A 17,328-nucleotide genomic window follows, 5' to 3' on the forward strand; every position below is an offset into this window, starting at 1 on the left:
CCGCTCGGCGGCGATGAATCGATATGATCGCCGGGGCCGCGGCGTCCGCCTCGTCGCGCGGGAGGCACCACACAGCGATGACGACGTTCGAGATCGGCGACACCGACTTCCTGCTCGACGGTGAGCCCCACCGCATGCTCTCGGGCACCATTCACTACTTCCGCGTGCACCCCGACCAGTGGCGTGACCGCGTGCGCAAGGCGCGTCTCATGGGGCTGAACACCATCGAGACGTACATCGCCTGGAACGCCCACGAACCGGTGCGCGGCAGGTGGGACCAGACCGGAGCACTCGACGTCGGTGCCTTCCTCGACATCGTCGCCGACGAGGGGATGCACGCCATCGTGCGGCCCGGCCCCTACATCTGCGCCGAGTGGCACAACGGCGGCCTGCCGGTATGGCTCACCCGGATGCGCGATGTGCGGCCGCGTTCGAGCGACCCCCGCTACCTGGAGCCGGTGGTGGACTACCTGCGGCGCGTCTACGACATCGTCACGCCCCGGCAGATCGACCGCGACGGCACGGTCGTGCTTGTGCAGATCGAGAACGAATACGGCGCCTACGGCAGCGACGAGGCCTACCTCGCCGAGCTGGTGCGGATCACGCGCGAGGCCGGGATCACCGTGCCGCTGACCACCGTCGATCAGCCGCAGCCGCACATGCTGCGGGGCGGAAGCACCCCCGGCGCGCACCTGACGGCGTCGTTCGGGTCGCGCAGCGCCGAACGCCTCGCGACACTGCGCCGGCACCAGCCCACGGGCCCGCTGATGTGCTCCGAGTTCTGGAACGGCTGGTTCGACTGGTGGGGCGGTGTGCATCACACCACCGCCACCGCCGCGAGCGCGCACGACCTCGACGAACTGCTCGCCGCGGGAGCATCCGTGAATCTCTACATGTTCCACGGCGGCACCAACTTCGGCGCAACCGCGGGTGCGAACGACAAGGGTCGTTACAAGCCTCTGGTCACGTCGTACGACTACGACGCACCCCTGGATGAGAGCGGTCATCCGACGGAGAAGTATCACGCGTTCCGCGAGGTGATCTCCCGGTATGCGCCGGTTCCCGACGAGCTGCCGCCGGCGCGTCCGGCCGCGCCGGAGATGACGGTGGCGCTCGCTCCGGCCGGCGTGCGGATGCCGTGGATCGACCCGGTGCCGTCGGCGCAGAGCGTGAGGCCGTTGACCTTCGACGAGATCGACGCGCTGACGCCGGTCGTCGCCTACGAGACGGTCCTGCCCGATGACGCGTTCCTCGACGCCGACGCACTGCCGCTCGTGTTCGACGAGGTGCGCGACCTCGCGTGGGTGTCGGTCGACGACCGCCCGGTCGGACGCATCTCCCGCACGCTCGGAGAGCGGGCGCTGGCGATCCCGGCCGGCCGCCGCCTGCGCGTCGTGGTCGAGGACCAGGGACGCGTGAACTACGGATCGCGTCTCGGCGAGGCGAAGGGGCTCATCGGCTCGGCCCGCCTCGGGGCGACCGAGCTGACCGGATGGGCCGCCACCGCCGTCGATGTCGACGCGCTCGCGTCCGCGGCCGCATCCTCGTTCCTCGTCGGGGCGGAGGCGGGCGATATCGCCGCATCCGTTTCGCCCGGTGAGGCGGGTGCGGCATCGCTGGCCGGACCGATCGTGCTCGTGGGAGAGTTCGACGCCGTGGGCGGGGTCGACCTGTTCCTGGACACCGCCCCGTGGGGCAAGGGATTCGCGTTCGTGAACGGATTCCCGCTCGGTCGCTACTGGCAGGTCGGCCCGCAGCGCACCCTGTATGTGCCGGGATCGGTCGTGCGGAACGGCCGGAACGTCATCGTCGTCATCGAGTGGGAGCAGGTGGTCGCCGCTGAGGCGCGCTTCGTCGCCGAGCCCGGCCTCGGTCCGCTGGAGGAGTGACGACGCCGGAGGCGCGCGTCACCCCGCGTCGATCTCGGCGCGGCGGTCGGCGCGGGTCTTCAGCAGGCTCGCCGCCGTCGCCACGGCGATCGTCGTGCCGATGAACACCAGGGAGAACCAGATGGGGATCTCCGGCGCCCACTCGACGCCCTCACCGCCGTTGATGAACGGCAGCTCGTTGACGTGGAGCGCGTGCAGCAGCAGTTTCACGCCGATGAAGCCCAGGATCACCGCCAGCCCCTGCGCCAGGTAGACCAGGCGCTCGAGCAGGCCGCCGATGAGGAAGTACAGCTGGCGCAGCCCCATCAGGGCGAAGGCGTTCGCGGTGAACACGATGTACGCCTCTTCGGTCAGCCCGTAGATGGCGGGGATCGAGTCGACCGCGAAGATCAGGTCGATGAAACCGATCGCGACGATGGTGAGGAACATCGGCGTGACGAAGCGGCGCCCGTCCTTGACGACGGTGAGGCGATCCCCGTCATAGGCGTCGCTGACCGGCAGGTGGCGCCGCACGAAGGTCATGAAGCGCCCGTTGGCGGGGTCGTGGTCGTCGCCGGCGAACGCCTGGCGGTAGGCGAGCACCAGCAGCAGGGCGCCGAAGAGGTAGAAGATCCACGAGAAGTTCGCGATGAGGCCCGCCCCGATCGCGATGAACGCCCCGCGCAGGATGAGGGCGATGACGATCCCGATCATCAGCACCTTCTGCTGGTAGATCTTCGGCACAGCGAAGCTCGTCATCAGCAGCAGGAAGACGAACAGGTTGTCGATCGACAGGGCCTTCTCGGTCAGGTACCCGGCGAAGTACTCGCCGCCGTACGTCCAGCCCGCCACGGCGCCCAGGCCCACGCCGAACAGCAGCGCAAGACCGATGTAGAACGCCGACCAGCGCGCGGCTTCGCCGATCGAGGGCTCGTGAGGCTTTCGCACGTGGGCGTAGAACTCGTACACGAAGAACGCGACGGTCACCGCGAGGGTGATGATCCAGACGAGCGGAGTGACGGACATGGGGGCTCCAGACGAGAGACGACGGCTGACGGGCCAAGGTCTCTTCCGGTCCGATCGGACCCGGTGGATGCGGAACGCACCGTCGCGTCCGTCATGACGCACCCACCGCAGACGGGAGTACTCCCCTTGCGTCCGACCATCATACGGGTGCATCCGGTCGCGGGCGTCATCCGGAATACCTCTGCGGAGGTCGCCATGAAAACCAAGAAGTCTCCCACCGCATTCGCCTACCGCTACACCCGCTACGGGGACGCCGACGTGCTCGCGCGGCATTCGTTCCCGCTGCCGGGGCCCGGCCCCGGCGAGGTGAGCGTCGAGGTCATCGCCGCGGGCATCAACCACATGGAGGTGTTCCTGCGCAACGGCCGCGAGGAGACCTGGGCCGACGACCCCTGGCCGCGCGGCTCGGGAAGCGACTTCGCGGGTATCGTGACCGCGGTCGGCGAGAACGTGTCGTCGATCCGCGTCGGTGCGGATGTGATCGGCCACGTGCGCACCGGCGCCCATGCCAGCCATCTCAACGTTCCGGCGGACCGGGTCGTGCCCAAGCCCGGCGGCGTGGACTGGGAGACGGCCGGCGGACTCTACCTCGCTGGTGCGACCGCGCTGGAGATGCTCGAGGACCTGAGGATCGGGCCCGACGACACGCTGGTGGTCACCGCCGCCGCCGGCGGCGTGGGAAGCATCCAGGTGCAGCTCGCGGCGCATCGGGGCGCGCGCGTGATCGGCACGTGCGGTTCCCGCAACTTCGACTACCTGCGACAGATCGGCATCACGCCGGTCGAGTACGGACTCGGCATCGTCGAGCACATCGAGAAGGCCGCTCGCGGCGCGAGGGTCACGGCCTACATCGACAACTTCGGCAAAGAGACCGAAGACGTCGCCGGAGCGCTGGGCGTGCCCGCCGAGCGGTATCGCTCCAGCGAGGACCGGCGCGAGGTCGAACTCGCGCTGCTGCGCGATGACCCCGACTCCGTGGCGCACGGCACCGAGCGGCTGCGGCAGATCACCCGTCTGGCCGGTATCGGCGCCTTCCGGCTCCTCGTCTCAGGTCTCTATCCGATCGAGGACATCGTCGAGGCCTACGAAGACCTGCACAAGCTCCACTCGCGGGGAAAGGTCGTCCTCGCTGCGCATCCGGTCACGACCGCTCGCACCCTGCGTGCCCGCGAGTTGCACGAGTCGATGCCCTGACCGGCGACGGATGCGTCCGGTCAGCCGCTGATGGTCGTGAGTGTCTCGCCCGCCCACACCGCGGTGCCCTCGCCGGTGACGGCGATGGCCGTCGGTGCGGTCACGTCGGCCTCGTCGGCGCATCCCGCGGCGACCGGCTGTGCGGGGTCGGCGCCGGCGAAGCGGGTCAGCGCGATGCCGGCGCAGTCGGCGGCGACCCCCGCCACGATGACGTCGGCTCCGTCGACGGCGACAGCGGCGGCGCCATCGGTCTCGAGCGTCGCCCAGGTCACTCCGTCGGGGTCGAGCACCCAGGCCTGCGCGTCGCACACCAGCGCCACCACGTCACCGGCGGCGCGAAGGCCGCGTGCGTCGGCGCACGGCGCGTCGATCGCACCCGACGGCAATTCCACCACTCCGGCGTCGGCGGGGGAGATGTAGCGCGCCGCCGACAGCACGAGATCGTCGTACGGCTCCCAGAACGCCCCCTGCGTGAAGGTGCGCCAGCCCTGGGTCTCGCAGCCCTCGCCCACGGCGACGACCATCTCCGCCTCGGTCTCGGCGAACGCGTCGAGTGCCGCCACCGCGGTGATGTCCCGGTAGCGGCCGGTCACATCCGTCCACGACTGACCGCCGTCGTCGGATCGTTCCACGAGCGGCTCATCGCCCCCGCAGATCCCCGCGGTGGAACGCCACCAGACGCCGGAGCCGATCGACAGGAAGCGATCGTCCTCACGCGCGGCGACGGCGACGTCGGGCGAGGTCTCGGTCGGCGTCGGAGACGCGGACTCCACGCCGAGGCTGAACGTGGGGACCGGCGCCGCGCTCTGAGCGCCGCCGTCCGGGTTGGCCCGGTCGTACGCGATGTAGGCGACGGCGCCGACGACGATCGCGAGTACGACGACGAGCGCGACCGCGCCCCACTGGGCACCCGCCGGCGTGCCCGATCTTCCCCCGGCCATCGCAGGCTACGGGGCGGACGGGCGCCAGGCGGAGTCATCCTCCGGCGCTTGCTCGGGCGCGGCGTTCGCGGCCTCGGCGCGCGTGGCCGGAACCGGGGGCGTGGCCGTCGATCGGCGGCGCGGCGCGGCGTCGGCGGTGGCATCCGGCGCGGTCTGGTCGGCGGCATCCGGTGCCGCGAGCCCGAAGAAGCTCTCGTCCATCGGAGCCGCCTCGGTCTCGGGCTCGACGGGAGCGGGACCGGGGGTACGGCGCGTGCCGCGCTTCTTCTCGGGCTGCTCGCGGTAGCCGTACCCGTAGCCGTATCCGGCGCCGTAGGCGTAGTACGAGTCCGGGCCGCGCGTCGGGACCATGGTCAGCGCGACACCGGCGATCTTCGCCCCGACCGTGCCGAGGGCGTCGACCGCGCCGCCGAGCTGGTGGCGGTTCGTGCGTCCGGCGGCGACGATCACGATCGCGCCCGATGTGGATTTGGCGAGGATGGCGCCGTCGGTCACCGGCAGGAGCGGCGGCGCGTCGCACAGCACCACGTCGAAGTCGCGCTCCAGCACGCTGAGGAGGGTCTCCATCTGCTTCGATCCGAGCAGCTCGCTCGGGTTCGGCGGGATCTTCCCGGCCGGCAGCACGTACATGCTGCGGTGACCCCACGGCAGCATGACGTCGCCCACCCGCGCCCGGCCGATCAGCACGTCGGTCAGGCCCGCGCCGCCCTCGATGCCGAGGTACTCGGCGACCTTCGGCTTGCGCAAGTCGGTGTCGAGCAGCGCGACGCGCTTGCCGGCATCCGCGAGGGCGATCGCCAGGTTGATGGTCGTGGTCGACTTGCCCTCGCTCGGCACGCTCGAGGTCACGACGAAGCTCGAGCGGCCCTCCATGTCGAGGAACTGCAGGTTCGTGCGCATGGTGCGGAACGACTCCGCGCGCGGGCTGAGCGGGTCGGCGTGCACGATGAGCGGACGCTCTTTCGCCTTCGGGTCGAAGGCGATGGCGCCGATCAGGGGCGTGTCGGTGACCAGCTCGACGTCGCGCGGCGTGCGGATGCGCGTGTCGACGACCGAGCGGAGCACGGCGACACCGACGCCGATGGCCAGGCCCACCAGGGCGCCGAGCGCGAGGTTCAGCGGCACGTTGGGGCTCGAGGGGCTGAGCGGCGGGATGGCGTCTTCGACGCGCGTGAGGCGCACCGGACTCGTCTCGGCACCGGTGGTGTTCTCGATCGACTCGACCGCCGACGACAGGCTCGCGCCGAGCGCGTTGGCGATGTTCGCCGCCTGCACCGGGTCGGGATCGGTGACGGTGATCGTCACCAGCTGCGTATTGAGCGGGTTCGAGGCGGCGACCTTCGACGACAGGGAGTCCGACGTGACACCGAGGCCGAGCTCCGCGATCACGGGGTTCGTGACGATGGGCTTGGTGACCAGTTCGGCGTAGGTGGTCATGCGGGACTGCGTGAAGTTCGCGCCCTGCTGCAGCTCAGACACGCTGAATCCCGACTGCGTCGACACGAAGACGGTGCTCGAGGCCTCGTACTGCGGTTCGCGGGTGAGGGAGTACGCGGCGGCGGTGCCGACGCCCAGGAGCGTCGCGATCACGATGATCAGCCAGTTCTTGCGCAGAATGCGGATGTAATCGGTGAGCTCCATACTGGCGCCAATCCTGCCACAGCCGTTGTTACAGCCGATGACGCGGCGTGAGTCGATTCATGACGGGGCAGCCAGCCGCACGACGCGCACGACGGCGTCGATCGCGGGAACGAGCTGTGCCGCCGACCGCTGGTACACGCTCCACTCCTGCCGGTAAGGGTCGACGACGTCGTCGTCGTTCGGGTCGGGCGGTGGGGGGATGAGGCCGCGCCGCGCCGACAGCACCTCGGCCGCGGCCCGCAGCCGCTGGCCGGCGTCGGTTCCTGCGGCCGCAGCGGCGGCGAACAGGTCGTCGTCGGAGGTGACGGCGGAGAGACGGGCGAACTCGCGCGCGGTGAAGGTGTGACGCAGCCGCGAGGGGGCGAGTTCGGCGATCTCGCGGCGGTGCTCGCGGGTCATCGTGATGATGAGGTCGGGGGAGGCGAGGTGCGCCTCGTGCAGGAACCGCGACCGGTGCGACGCGGAGACCTCCGCCGGCACTCCCAGGTGCTGCGCGAGGTAGGCGGCCTCCCGTGTCATCTCGGCGGCGGGTAGTCCTCGCGTGCCGGCGCTCGTCACTGTGGCGCCGGGCAGGCGCGTCTGCAGCAGCTGCGCCGCGAGCGGGGAACGACAGATGTTGCCCGTGCAGACGGTGATGAGCTCGACCAACCAAGTCTCCTCGCGTACCTCAGATCCGGGCGGCCCCGGTAGCGTGTTCGCGTGCCCGCCCACTCTAGCGACGACACCGCGTCGACCGCCGCGCTCATCGAGGAGCTCCCGGCTCCCGACGGAGAGCCCACGCGGCGGAGCCGTTCGCGCCGTCGCGAGCGTCGCACCGACTGGCGGCTGGGGGGACGAACGGTCCGTCGGTGGCGGGAGTGGGTCCTGGCCGCCGCGCTCGCCGGCCTCGGTGTCGGCGTGCTCGCGGCGACCGCCGCATCCCTTCTCTGGCCGACGGCGTGGGGGTCGGCGGCGGCCATGGCGCTGCTGTGGCTCGGCATGCTCGCGCCCGTCGTGTTCGCGCTCACCCGCTCGCGCCCGGTCGGCCTGCTGCGCCTGCGCACTGTCGATCTGCTCTTCGGTGTGGCGCTCGGGCTGATGCTTCGGCTGTTGCAGGGATGGCTCGCCGCCGCAACCGGCGGCGACGAGGCCTTCCCTCAGCTGGAGCGGCTCGGCGGGCAGCTGCCGGACGGGTGGGTGTTCACCGACGTCGTCGCGCCGGTCGTCGTCGCCCCGCTGGTGGAGGAGTTCTTCTTCCGCGCGGTCGTGCTCGTCGCGCTCTACACGGTGCTTCGTCGCCCGTGCGGGAGAGCTGTAGCGGGGACCGCGGCGGTGCTGTTCTCGAGCGGGCTGTTCGTCGTGGTGCACGGGCTGCTCGGTGAGCTCGCCGTCGACCAGGTGGTGTCGATCGGGCTGCTGGGCCTCGTGTGCGGCGCTCTCGTGATGCTCACCGGGCGCATCTGGGCCGCCGTGCTCACCCACGCGGTCTTCAATGCGGCGTGGGTAGGGCTGGCCCTCGCGGGCACCGCGCTGGGGTGAATTCGCGGTCTGCGCAGACCCGCCGCCGGCACATTCGTTTACAGGACGTTTACGCAGCGAGTTTGGTCAGCGAGTTCCCAGGCTCTAGCCTTGAGGTACATGAGGGGGTAGCCTCTCGTATACACAGCAGTCACACAGGTAACTTCAGCCACTCGTCGGGCGGGGGTCTGCAGGCCGCTTCCTCGAGAATATTGCCGCCACTCGGAACTGTTGGGAGTCCCGTGTTCAAGAAGTCTTTCGCTGCGCTCGCTATCGCCGGCGCGCTCGTCCTCGGTGGTTCAGCCGCCGCAACCGCCTACACCCCGTCGGGTGGCGCCGTCTCCGACCCGGTCATCGCGCCGGGCCAGTCGACCATCATCACCTTCACGGGCCTCGAAGCCTACGACCAGGTCGTCTTCACCATCACCGGCCCGTCAGGCGCTTCGCTCACCTCGATCGCCTACGCCGCATCGGGTGACACCGTCTACTCGGTCACCAAGGATGTCGTCGACGGCTCCGCTTCCGCCACCTTCACCGGTGGTGGCGCGGGCACCTACGAAGTCGTCCTCACCGACCTCGACGGCAACGTCATCGCGACCACCGAGATCACCGTGACCGCCGACAGCGACTCCGACTCCGACTCGGGTGAGCTGCCGGCCACCGGTGGCGACGTCCCGATGGGTGCCATCTGGCTCGGTATCGGCGCCGTCGGCCTCGGCGGCATCGCCGTGACCGCTGCGGCTGCTCGCCGTCGCGCCTCGCAGAACAGCTGACGCTCGCTTCGAGCGACACCATGACGGAAGTCCCGGGTTCACGCCCGGGACTTCCGTCATTTCGTTTTGACCGCCCGTGGTCGGCGCTCGGGGCCGCCGGCGCGGGGTTGATCGCGACGGTGATCGTGATCGCTCTGTCATCGTCCTGGCGATCTGCGCTCACGGGGTGGCCGGCGTGGGCGGTGTCGCTGGTGGACATCGTGCTCATCAACGCGCCGATGGCGCTCGCTGTCGTCGGCGCCGCTCGCATCGGCGCCTCCCGTTCGGAGGGGCTCAGCGCGCGCGGAAGGATCGAGACGCGCGGGATCGACGTGCTGCTCGGTCTGTCGCTCGCGGTGATGATGCGCGGGCTCGTCGAGCTCATCGTGCCGACGACGGGGAGCCTCGGCGGAGCGACACTGGATGCCGGCGCCCTCGAGACGGTTGTCGGAGTCGCCGTGCTCGTCGTCGGCTATGTGGCCGTATCGCCCATCGTCGAGGAACTGTTCTTCCGCGGTCTGATCCAGCGCGCGACCACGCAGATCGGCGGGGGAGCCTGGCTCTCGCGGATCGCGGCGATCGCCGTGACCACGGCCCTGTTCGTCTTTCTGCACGTGGGTGCGATCGGGGTGACGCCGACGTGGGCGATCCTCGTCGCCGGGGTGACGGTGGGCATCGGGTGCGGTTCTCTGGCGGCCGCGACCGGCCGCCTCACCGCGGCGGTCGTCGCGCACCTGGGCTTCAACGCGAGCGGTGTCATCCTGCTCCTCGTGTAAGTCATGCTGGAATCTTGCGGGCGCGTTGCGCAACCGCCCTTGATTACGCCGTTGTCCGCGCGTTGAATGACAGTGTCGGATTGCTGCTGGGGAAGGTTGCAACTCCTGACATACACCCCAATCGCTGTTGACTGGGTTCAGCGGCTCGGGGGCGCCGCGAGGCGCGTCGAGTCGCCCCATCTTCCGGGGGTCGACGGCGGCAGGGTTGCGCCCAACCGCAACCCTGCCGACCTCGGCTCGGTGAGTGTTTTGCCGATCCGCTCGCCATGCCGTAGTGTGGACCCTTGGTGTCTGCGCCCTGCTGGCGCGGCACCGCGAACGTGAGCCCTCCACCGGCCTGTTCACCCGGCATCCGCCGCGGAACGACCACCGGAGCGGGATTCACGAACCTCTCCGTTCGATCAAGAAAGCAGCACTATTGTGACGCGCACGTACACCCCCAAGGCTGGCGAAGCTCAGCGCGAGTGGCTCGTCATCGACGCCACCGACGTCGTTCTCGGCCGCCTCGCCTCCCACGCCGCGGCCCTGCTCCGCGGCAAGCACAAGCCGACCTTCGCTCCCCACGTCGACATGGGCGACTTCGTCGTCATCGTCAACGCGGACAAGGTGGCCCTCACCGGTCAGAAGCTCCAGAAGAAGATGGCCTACCGCCACTCGGGCTACCCGGGCGGTCTGAAGGCCGTGTCGTACGAGGAGCTTCTCGAGAAGAACCCCGTCCGCGCCGTCGAGAAGGCCGTGCGCGGAATGCTCCCCAAGAACAGCCTGGGCCGCCAGCAGCTGTCGAAGCTCAAGGTGTACGCCGGCGCAGAGCACCCGCACGCCGCGCAGCAGCCCCAGACGTACACCCTCGACCAGGTCGCCCAGTAAGCGCCGCCTCAGACAAGGACACACTCGTGGCGAACATCCAGGACACCGCAGACATCTCCAACTTCTCGACCGAGACCCCGGCCGACGAGGCCGTCGTGGCCACCGAGCGCCCCGTGCTCTCGGTCCCCGGCGCCGCCGTCGGTCGCCGCAAGCAGGCCATCGCCCGCGTGCGGCTGATCCCCGGCTCGGGAACCCTCACCATCAACGGCCGTGCGTTCGAGGACTACTTCCCGAACAAGCTGCACCAGCAGCTGGTCACCGACCCGTTCACCCTCCTCGGCCTCGAGGGCGGCTACGACGTCATCGCGCGCATCCACGGCGGCGGCCCCTCGGGCCAGGCCGGTGCGCTCCGCCTCGGCATCGCCCGTGCGCTGAACGAGATCGACGCCGAGAACAACCGTCCGGCGCTGAAGAAGGCCGGCTTCCTCTCCCGTGACGCGCGCGTCAAGGAGCGCAAGAAGGCGGGACTCAAGAAGGCCCGCAAGGCGCCGCAGTACTCGAAGCGCTGATCGAGCAACCGTCCTCCATGCCGATCTTCGGTACGGACGGGGTGCGGGGGCTGGCCAACGGCCCCCTCACCGCCGATCTCGCTCTCTCCCTGGCCCAGGCGACCGCGGTCGTCCTGGGCCAGGGTCGTACGGCGGACGCGCGACGCGCGGCCGGCAAGCGCCTCACCGCGGTGGTCGCCCGCGACCCGCGCGTGTCGGGTGAGTTCCTCACCGCCGCCGTCTCGGCCGGTCTCGCCTCATCGGGCGTCGACGTGCTCGACGCCGGCGTGCTGCCCACGCCGGCCGCGGCGTTCCTCATCGCCGACACCGACGCCGCCTTCGGCGTGATGGTCTCCGCCTCGCACAACCCGGCACCCGACAACGGCATCAAGATCTTCGCCCGAGGCGGTGTCAAGCTCCCCGATGTGGTCGAGCAGCGCATCGAGGCGGCCATGGACGGCCCCAAGCTGCAGCCGACCGGCGGCGGCGTCGGCCGCATCCGCCGGTTCGCCGACGCGGAAGACCGCTACATCGTGCATCTGCTGGGCTCGCTTCCGCATCGCCTCGAGGGTCTCCACGTCGTGCTGGACTGCGCGCACGGTGCGGCATCCGGCGTCTCACCCGAGACCTTCTCCGATGCCGGGGCGACGGTCACGGTGATCGGTGCCGACCCCGACGGACTCAACATCAACGACGGCGTCGGCTCGACGCACCTCGACGCGCTCCGGGCGGAGGTCGTGCGCCTCGGCGCCGACCTGGGGATCGCCCACGACGGCGACGCCGACCGGTGCCTGGCCGTCGACGCCGACGGCACGGTCGTCGACGGCGACCAGATCATGGCGATCCTGGCCGTGGCGATGAAGCAGCGCGGCCATCTCGCGCAGGACACGCTGGTGGCCACGGTCATGAGCAACCTCGGCCTGCACCGTGCAATGGCCGAGCACGGCATCCGGGTCGAGCAGACCGCGGTCGGCGACCGCTACGTGCTGGAGAGGATGAACGCCGGCGGTTACTCCCTCGGCGGCGAGCAGTCCGGTCACGTCATCATGAGCGAATACGCCACGACCGGCGACGGGCTGCTGACCGGCCTCCACCTCGCCGCGGAGATGGCGCACCGCAAGGCCACGCTCGCGGAGCTCGCATCGGTCATGACGGTGTACCCGCAGGTGCTCGTGAACGTGAAGGATGTGGACCGCTCGCGGGTCGGGGATCCCGTCGTCGCGCAGGCGGTCGTCGACGCCGAGCGCGCGCTCGGCGAGTCGGGTCGCGTGCTGCTGCGCGCATCCGGAACCGAGGCGCTCGTGCGGGTGATGGTGGAGGCGGCGTCGGAGGATGACGCGCGCTCGCACGCCGACGCCCTCGCGTCGGTGGTCGCCGAGCGTCTCGCTCTCTGACCCGTTTCGTCTCGCTTCGCTCGCTCAACGACCGGCAGGGGCGCTTCGCTCGCTCAACGACCGGGGCCGGGGAGGTGGGGTACCCCTTCCGGTCGTTGAGCGAGGGAGCGGAGTGACCGAGACGAAACGCGGGCCGGCCCCGGCTATCCGCCGCCGCGCCCTCGCGAACTCCAGCCGCGCACGGCGTCGAGGCCGCCGTCGATGAACGCCTGGCGTTTCGCGTGGCTCCATCCCTGAATACGCTTCTCCCACAGGAAGGCGTCGTCGATCCGCGCGAACTCGCCGCTCCACGCGAGCTCGACGGGGAGTCGGCGGGAGGTGTACGCGGCGCCCATGCCGGCCTGGTGCTGCGTGACGCGCCGGTCGAGGTCGCGGGTGCTTCCGACGTAGAACGTGCCGTCGGCGCATCGGAGGATGTAGAGGAACCCCATCGGGTGACCGTAGCGGCGGTGCCGACGGCGGTGTTCGTCTGTGCCGCGGATCTGTGGGCGTGTGCGCGGGGCCACGGGGTGGGGAGGGCGTTTCGTCTCGCTTCGCTCGCTCAACGACCGGCAGGGGCGCTTCGCTCGCTCAACGACCGGGGCCGGGGAGGTGGGGTACCCCTTCCGGTCGTTGAGCGAGGGAGCGGAGCGACCGAGACGAAACGCGGGCCGGCCCCGGCTATCCGCCGCCGTCCTCATCGGCGAAGAGCAGGCCGATCTCGGCCGTTCGCGCGGCGACGAGGGCCGAGATCCCGGCCGTATCCTCGCCCGCGATGACCGCGTCGATCGATGCGGTCTCCCACGTCTCGAGCACGATCCTCGCCAGGGTCGCAGAAGCGATGCGCGGCGAGAGACCGTAGGCGCGGAGCGCGAGACCGAGGATGTCGGCGATCTGCGCCAGCGTGCGCTCTTTGAACGTGCGGTAGGCCTCGGCGATCGCCGGGTCGCGCATGGCGCGGATGCGCACCTCCGCCATCAGCAGCACGCCGGTGCGGTCCTCGGTCGCCATGTCCGCGATCGCGCGCACCACGTCGGCGGGGTCGGCGGGCATCGGCGCCGCCGCGGACGCATCGCCGAAGGCGTGCGCGAAGCCCGCTGCCCGCCGCATCCGATCGTTCGTGACCTTCTCGATGAGTTCGAGGAACAGGTCGTCCTTGGAGGCGAAGTTGGAGTAGAAGGCCCCGCGGCTGAAGTGCGCCTGGGCGCAGATCGCCTCGACCGTCGCCGCGTCGATCCCGACCTCGGCAAACACCTCGTACGCGGCGCCCAGGACCCGATTGCGCGTCGCTTCGCGCCCCGTGCCGTCGACGGAGACATACGAAGTCCGGCTCCCCTCCCGACGTTGCTGTTCCAACCTATCCCGGCTGCGAGGGACGGTCGCGGCGACGATGCCGTCAGACTCGAGCCGGCACACATAGGCAACGCTGAAGCGCGCCAGGGTTCCCGCATGAGCGGGGTTGGTGTCCTAGGGGCAACACCTCGAAAGGACGGCACCCCATGGACGAGAACCTCTCCACCGCACAGCAGACCTCGCAGCAGGAGGCTGATGCGACGACCGTCGCACGGCCCTGGTACCGACGGCCGGTGATCGTCGCCTGCGCAGGTGTGGCGGTGGCGACCCTGGCGACGACCGCCGTGGTCGGGGTGACAGCGACCGCTTCCGCCGCATCCGACACGACGCAGACCGTCGCCGCAGCGCCCGCCGTGCCGCAGGCGCCGTCGTGGGGCGGCGGTGGCCGCGACGGGAGCGGATACGGCGACGACAGCCAGACATCCGGTACGACCACCTCCGTCAGCGAGGCGACCGAGGCGAACGACGATGAGTCGACCGGTGTCGTGATCATCGAGACGGTTCTCGGATACAGCGAGGCAGCCGCTGCGGGAAGCGGAATCGTGCTGACCGAGGACGGCCTCATCCTCACGAACAACCACGTCATCGACGGCGCGACCGAGATCTCGGTGACGATCGCGACCACCGGAGAGACCTATGCCGCCACGCTCGTGGGAACCTCCGAGGACTCCGACGTCGCCCTGCTGCAGCTGGAGGGGGCGTCAGGGCTGGAGGTCGCCGCCATCGACGACGACGACGAGACCGTCGGAGAGGCCGTCACCGCGGTCGGCAACGCCGAGGGCGGCGGCGTGCTGATGGCCGCGGACGGCGAGATCACCGCCCTCGAGTCGTCGGTGACGACCGCGTCGTCGGGCACGACCGCGGGTGAGACGCTCTACGGCATGATCGAGGTGCTCGCCGACGTGGTCTCGGGCGACTCCGGCGGAGCGCTGCTCGACGACGAGGGTGAGGTGATCGGGATGACCACCGCCGCGTCGGTCGGCGGCGTCGTCACCGTCGGGTACGCGGTTCCGATCGAGGATGCGCTGGCCATCGTCGAGCAGATCCTCGCCGGTGACGAATCCGACGGCGTGACCGTGGGGTACTCCGCGTTCCTCGGCGTGCAGACCGCCGCGGCCACCAGCACCGGCTACGGCGGCTACGGCGGGTCGGGGTCGGGCTCGACCCAGACGACGACGACGTCCGGCGCGACCATCGCCGGCGTGATCGCGGGCACTCCGGCCGCCGACGCAGGCCTGGCCGCGGGCGACACGATCACCGCGGTCGACGGCACGGCGGTGGCCGACACCACGGAGCTCGCCGAGGTCCTCGCCGGCTACGACCCGGGTGAGATCGTCACGATCACGTGGACCGACTCCTCCGGCGCGACGCAGTCGGCGAGCGTGACCCTGATCGAGGGTCCGGCCTGATCGCGGTCGGCCTGATCGCCCGGCCACACCGGTGTCACACCGCGGGGGCGCTCCATGACAGCGACTCGATGTAGCGCAGCAGGACGCCCTCGCGGAGAGCCCACGGCGACACCTCCAGCTCGTCGACCTCCATCACCTTCATGGCCTGGTGGAGCACGACGGCGGCCGCGACGATCTGCAGGGTGCGGTCGGCGGTGATACCGGGCAGCTCCTGTCGGGCGTCGGCAGGGATGCGCGCCAGGCGCGGGATCCAGGCCTTCAGCGCCTGTCGCGGCAGCACCATCCGCTCGGTGCCCGACCATCCGGCCATGGGATAGCCGGCGAGCTTGGCGAGCGACCGGATCGCCTTCGACGACCCGACCACATGATCGGGCCGGGGGAGCGAGGTGAAGGTGTCGGCGAGCGGTTCGAGCTTCTTCTTCGCGTGCTTGCGGAGCCGGTCCACCGCGTCTTCGCCGGGCGGGTCGTCGGGCATGTACCGGAGGGTCATCCGGCCCGCTCCGAGCGGCACCGATGCGGCCGCATCCGGAAGCTCGTCGCCGCCGGCCGCGATCTCGAGCGATCCGCCGCCGATGTCGAACAGCAGGATCTGTCCGGCCGACCATCCGAACCACCGGCGCACGGCGAGAAACGTGTAGCGGGCCTCGGTCTCGCCGCCCAGCACCTGCAGCGGCTGGTCGAGCGCCTCTTCGATCGCCTGGATGACGGCGGGGCCGTTGGCCGCTTCGCGCACCGCGGAGGTGGCGGTGGCCAGCAGCTCGGCGACGTTCTCGGCGGCTGCCATCTCGCGCGCCTCGCGCACCGCGGTCACGAGCGCCTCGACGCCTTCGGGCCGGATGGCGCCGTCGTCGTCGAGGTAGCGCATGAGGCGCAGCACGGTACGCTGCGAGGTCGTGGCGAGAGGACGGCCGCCCGGGCTCACATCCGCCACCAGCAGATGGACGGTGTTCGAACCGATGTCGAGGACTCCCAGGCGCACGTCGCCAGCGTACCGACGCGGCGGGTCCGGGCGCACCGCATGGATACGATGGGGCGGATGTCGATCGACGACCAGGTGACACCGCAGACCCCCGCGCTCTCGCTGTATCGCGAGATCGAGCGCGACGAGTGGGCCCGGATGGCGGGCGGACTGGCCCAGCCGCTGACGGAGACCGAGGTCGTGCAGATCCGCGGCATCGGCGACCGTCTGAGCCTCACCGAGGTCGCGGAGGTCTACCTGCCGCTCAGTCGGCTGCTGTCGCTCTACGCCAGTTCCACCAAGGCCCTCGGCGTGGACACGAGCACGTTCCTCGGCGAGCAGGACTCCACGACGCCCTTCGTCGTCGGGGTCGCCGGGTCGGTCGCCGTCGGCAAGTCGACCATCGCCCGGCTGCTGCGCGAACTGATGAGCCGCTGGCCCGGCACACCGCGCGTCGAGCTCGTCACCACCGACGGATTCCTCTACCCGAACGCCGAGCTGGAGCGGCGGGGTCTGATGGATCGCAAGGGTTTCCCGGAGTCCTACGACCGGCGCGCCCTGGTGCGTTTCCTCACCGAGGTGAAGTCGGGAGCCGACGAGGTGCGGGCGCCCTTCTACTCGCACATGCGTTACGACATCGTCCCGGATGCGCACGTCACCGTGCGCCGCCCCGACGTCGTCATCGTCGAGGGCCTGAACGTGCTGCAGCCGCCGCCCGCGCCCAATGATGTCGCGGTGAGCGACCTGTTCGACTTCTCGATCTACGTCGATGCCGCTCCCGACGACATCGAGCAGTGGTTCGTGCACCGCTTCCTCGCGCTGCGCGAGGCGGCGTTCAGCAACCCGAACTCGTTCTTCAACCGGTTCGCGCAGATTCCCGACGAGGAAGCCGTTCCGCGCGCCCTCGGGTACTGGCGCGACATCAACCTCCCGAACCTCGTCGAGAACGTTCTTCCCACGCGACACCGCGCGAGCCTCGTGCTCAAGAAGGCCGCCGATCACGCGGTTTCCAGCGTGCTGCTGCGCAAGCTCTGACCCGCGCGGCGACGCTTCCGACGCCGCTGCGCCGACGCAGCGCTGTCGACGCTTCGCGAGGAGATCACGGCTCAAGAGGAGGCGTGGCGTGGCGGATTCAGCCGGTCAGTGCAACACCGTTGCTTGTTGGGTTCGAGAGTAGCTTCTGGA

General features: G+C 70.3%; 17 protein-coding genes. 10 read left to right on the forward strand and 7 right to left on the reverse strand.

Annotated features, from left to right (window positions below; translation table 11 throughout):
- Nucleotides 1–77 precede the first annotated feature (77 nt).
- On the forward strand, nucleotides 78–1,889 hold the full coding sequence (locus ACGG9C_RS14620) for a beta-galactosidase (RefSeq protein ID WP_390178785.1): 1,812 nt from the start codon (nucleotides 78–80) through the stop codon (nucleotides 1,887–1,889).
- 18 nt (nucleotides 1,890–1,907) lie between these two features.
- On the opposite strand, the gene ACGG9C_RS14625 is transcribed toward ACGG9C_RS14620, so the two are convergent.
- On the reverse strand, nucleotides 1,908–2,894 hold the full coding sequence (locus tag ACGG9C_RS14625; RefSeq protein WP_286720523.1) for a TerC family protein: 987 nt from the start codon (nucleotides 2,892–2,894) through the stop codon (nucleotides 1,908–1,910).
- Between the two features lie 195 nt (nucleotides 2,895–3,089).
- Here ACGG9C_RS14625 and ACGG9C_RS14630 point away from each other — a divergent pair, with 195 nt between their 5' ends.
- On the forward strand, nucleotides 3,090–4,088 hold the full coding sequence (locus ACGG9C_RS14630; protein ID WP_390178786.1) for an NADP-dependent oxidoreductase: 999 nt from the start codon (nucleotides 3,090–3,092) through the stop codon (nucleotides 4,086–4,088).
- Nucleotides 4,089–4,108: 20 nt separating this feature from the next.
- Here ACGG9C_RS14630 and ACGG9C_RS14635 read toward each other — a convergent pair whose 3' ends face one another.
- The 3 genes from ACGG9C_RS14635 to ACGG9C_RS14645 are packed head-to-tail and all read right to left on the reverse strand — an operon-like array spanning nucleotide 4,109 to nucleotide 7,318.
- Nucleotides 4,109–5,029, reverse strand: coding sequence for a hypothetical protein (locus tag ACGG9C_RS14635; RefSeq protein ID WP_390178787.1), 921 nt, complete (start codon nucleotides 5,027–5,029; stop codon nucleotides 4,109–4,111).
- Between the two features lie 6 nt (nucleotides 5,030–5,035).
- The gene (locus tag ACGG9C_RS14640) at nucleotides 5,036–6,670 is read right to left on the reverse strand and encodes a polysaccharide biosynthesis tyrosine autokinase (protein WP_083336627.1); all 1,635 of its coding nucleotides are present in this window, start codon (nucleotides 6,668–6,670) and stop codon (nucleotides 5,036–5,038) included.
- Between the two features lie 57 nt (nucleotides 6,671–6,727).
- Nucleotides 6,728–7,318, reverse strand: coding sequence for a low molecular weight phosphatase family protein (locus tag ACGG9C_RS14645; RefSeq protein WP_390178788.1), 591 nt, complete (start codon nucleotides 7,316–7,318; stop codon nucleotides 6,728–6,730).
- A gap of 51 nt (nucleotides 7,319–7,369) precedes the next feature.
- Here ACGG9C_RS14645 and ACGG9C_RS14650 point away from each other — a divergent pair, with 51 nt between their 5' ends.
- The 6 genes from ACGG9C_RS14650 (at nucleotide 7,370) to glmM (ending at nucleotide 12,444) form a co-directional block, all read left to right on the forward strand.
- Nucleotides 7,370–8,188: a CPBP family intramembrane glutamic endopeptidase gene (locus tag ACGG9C_RS14650; RefSeq protein WP_390178789.1), complete on the forward strand. Its 819-nt coding sequence runs from the start codon at nucleotides 7,370–7,372 to the stop codon at nucleotides 8,186–8,188.
- Between the two features lie 221 nt (nucleotides 8,189–8,409).
- A complete protein-coding gene (locus ACGG9C_RS14655) occupies nucleotides 8,410–8,940 on the forward strand; it encodes an LPXTG cell wall anchor domain-containing protein (protein ID WP_390178790.1) in 531 nt (176 codons plus the stop codon).
- Nucleotides 8,941–9,059: 119 nt separating this feature from the next.
- A complete protein-coding gene (locus ACGG9C_RS14660; RefSeq protein WP_390178791.1) occupies nucleotides 9,060–9,695 on the forward strand; it encodes a CPBP family intramembrane glutamic endopeptidase in 636 nt (211 codons plus the stop codon).
- Between the two features lie 420 nt (nucleotides 9,696–10,115).
- Nucleotides 10,116–10,562, forward strand: a complete 447-nt coding sequence (gene rplM, locus ACGG9C_RS14665; protein ID WP_194383664.1) for a 50S ribosomal protein L13 — start codon at nucleotides 10,116–10,118, stop codon at nucleotides 10,560–10,562.
- Between the two features lie 26 nt (nucleotides 10,563–10,588).
- On the forward strand, nucleotides 10,589–11,071 hold the full coding sequence (gene rpsI, locus ACGG9C_RS14670; protein ID WP_071045568.1) for a 30S ribosomal protein S9: 483 nt from the start codon (nucleotides 10,589–10,591) through the stop codon (nucleotides 11,069–11,071).
- A 17-nt stretch (nucleotides 11,072–11,088) separates the two neighbouring features.
- A complete protein-coding gene (gene glmM, locus ACGG9C_RS14675) occupies nucleotides 11,089–12,444 on the forward strand; it encodes a phosphoglucosamine mutase (RefSeq protein WP_071045569.1) in 1,356 nt (451 codons plus the stop codon).
- A gap of 143 nt (nucleotides 12,445–12,587) precedes the next feature.
- Here the strand turns inward: glmM and ACGG9C_RS14680 are convergent, their stop codons facing one another.
- The gene (locus tag ACGG9C_RS14680) at nucleotides 12,588–12,875 is read right to left on the reverse strand and encodes a GIY-YIG nuclease family protein (protein WP_194383663.1); all 288 of its coding nucleotides are present in this window, start codon (nucleotides 12,873–12,875) and stop codon (nucleotides 12,588–12,590) included.
- A gap of 229 nt (nucleotides 12,876–13,104) precedes the next feature.
- Nucleotides 13,105–13,839 carry a TetR/AcrR family transcriptional regulator gene (locus ACGG9C_RS14685; RefSeq protein ID WP_390178792.1) on the reverse strand — a complete coding sequence of 245 codons (735 nt, stop codon included), beginning with the start codon at nucleotides 13,837–13,839 and terminating at the stop codon, nucleotides 13,105–13,107.
- 83 nt (nucleotides 13,840–13,922) lie between these two features.
- Between ACGG9C_RS14685 and ACGG9C_RS14690 the strand changes: the two genes are divergently transcribed.
- Nucleotides 13,923–15,185: a S1C family serine protease gene (locus tag ACGG9C_RS14690; protein WP_194383661.1), complete on the forward strand. Its 1,263-nt coding sequence runs from the start codon at nucleotides 13,923–13,925 to the stop codon at nucleotides 15,183–15,185.
- A gap of 34 nt (nucleotides 15,186–15,219) precedes the next feature.
- Here ACGG9C_RS14690 and ACGG9C_RS14695 read toward each other — a convergent pair whose 3' ends face one another.
- Nucleotides 15,220–16,164 carry a Ppx/GppA phosphatase family protein gene (locus ACGG9C_RS14695; RefSeq protein ID WP_071045593.1) on the reverse strand — a complete coding sequence of 315 codons (945 nt, stop codon included), beginning with the start codon at nucleotides 16,162–16,164 and terminating at the stop codon, nucleotides 15,220–15,222.
- Nucleotides 16,165–16,221: 57 nt separating this feature from the next.
- Here ACGG9C_RS14695 and coaA point away from each other — a divergent pair, with 57 nt between their 5' ends.
- The gene (coaA, locus tag ACGG9C_RS14700) at nucleotides 16,222–17,178 is read left to right on the forward strand and encodes a type I pantothenate kinase (protein WP_071045573.1); all 957 of its coding nucleotides are present in this window, start codon (nucleotides 16,222–16,224) and stop codon (nucleotides 17,176–17,178) included.
- Nucleotides 17,179–17,328: the final 150 nt, after the last annotated feature.

Source organism: Microbacterium sp. MTN4-26 (assembly GCF_042846595.1).
GTDB classification, from domain to species: domain Bacteria; phylum Actinomycetota; class Actinomycetes; order Actinomycetales; family Microbacteriaceae; genus Microbacterium; species Microbacterium luteum.

Bases quoted from the DNA above. Each gene is read 5' to 3' on its own strand.
- coaA (WP_071045573.1), top strand. From the start codon at position 16,222: ATGTCGATCGACGACCAGGTGACACCGCAGACCCCCGCGCTCTCGCTG.
- ACGG9C_RS14635 (WP_390178787.1), bottom strand. From the start codon at position 5,029: ATGGCCGGGGGAAGATCGGGCACGCCGGCGGGTGCCCAGTGGGGCGCG.
- ACGG9C_RS14620 (WP_390178785.1), top strand. From the start codon at position 78: ATGACGACGTTCGAGATCGGCGACACCGACTTCCTGCTCGACGGTGAG.
- ACGG9C_RS14630 (WP_390178786.1), top strand. From the start codon at position 3,090: ATGAAAACCAAGAAGTCTCCCACCGCATTCGCCTACCGCTACACCCGC.
- glmM (WP_071045569.1), top strand. From the start codon at position 11,089: ATGCCGATCTTCGGTACGGACGGGGTGCGGGGGCTGGCCAACGGCCCC.
- ACGG9C_RS14625 (WP_286720523.1), bottom strand. From the start codon at position 2,894: ATGTCCGTCACTCCGCTCGTCTGGATCATCACCCTCGCGGTGACCGTC.
- ACGG9C_RS14690 (WP_194383661.1), top strand. From the start codon at position 13,923: ATGGACGAGAACCTCTCCACCGCACAGCAGACCTCGCAGCAGGAGGCT.
- ACGG9C_RS14680 (WP_194383663.1), bottom strand. From the start codon at position 12,875: ATGGGGTTCCTCTACATCCTCCGATGCGCCGACGGCACGTTCTACGTC.
- ACGG9C_RS14640 (WP_083336627.1), bottom strand. From the start codon at position 6,670: ATGGAGCTCACCGATTACATCCGCATTCTGCGCAAGAACTGGCTGATC.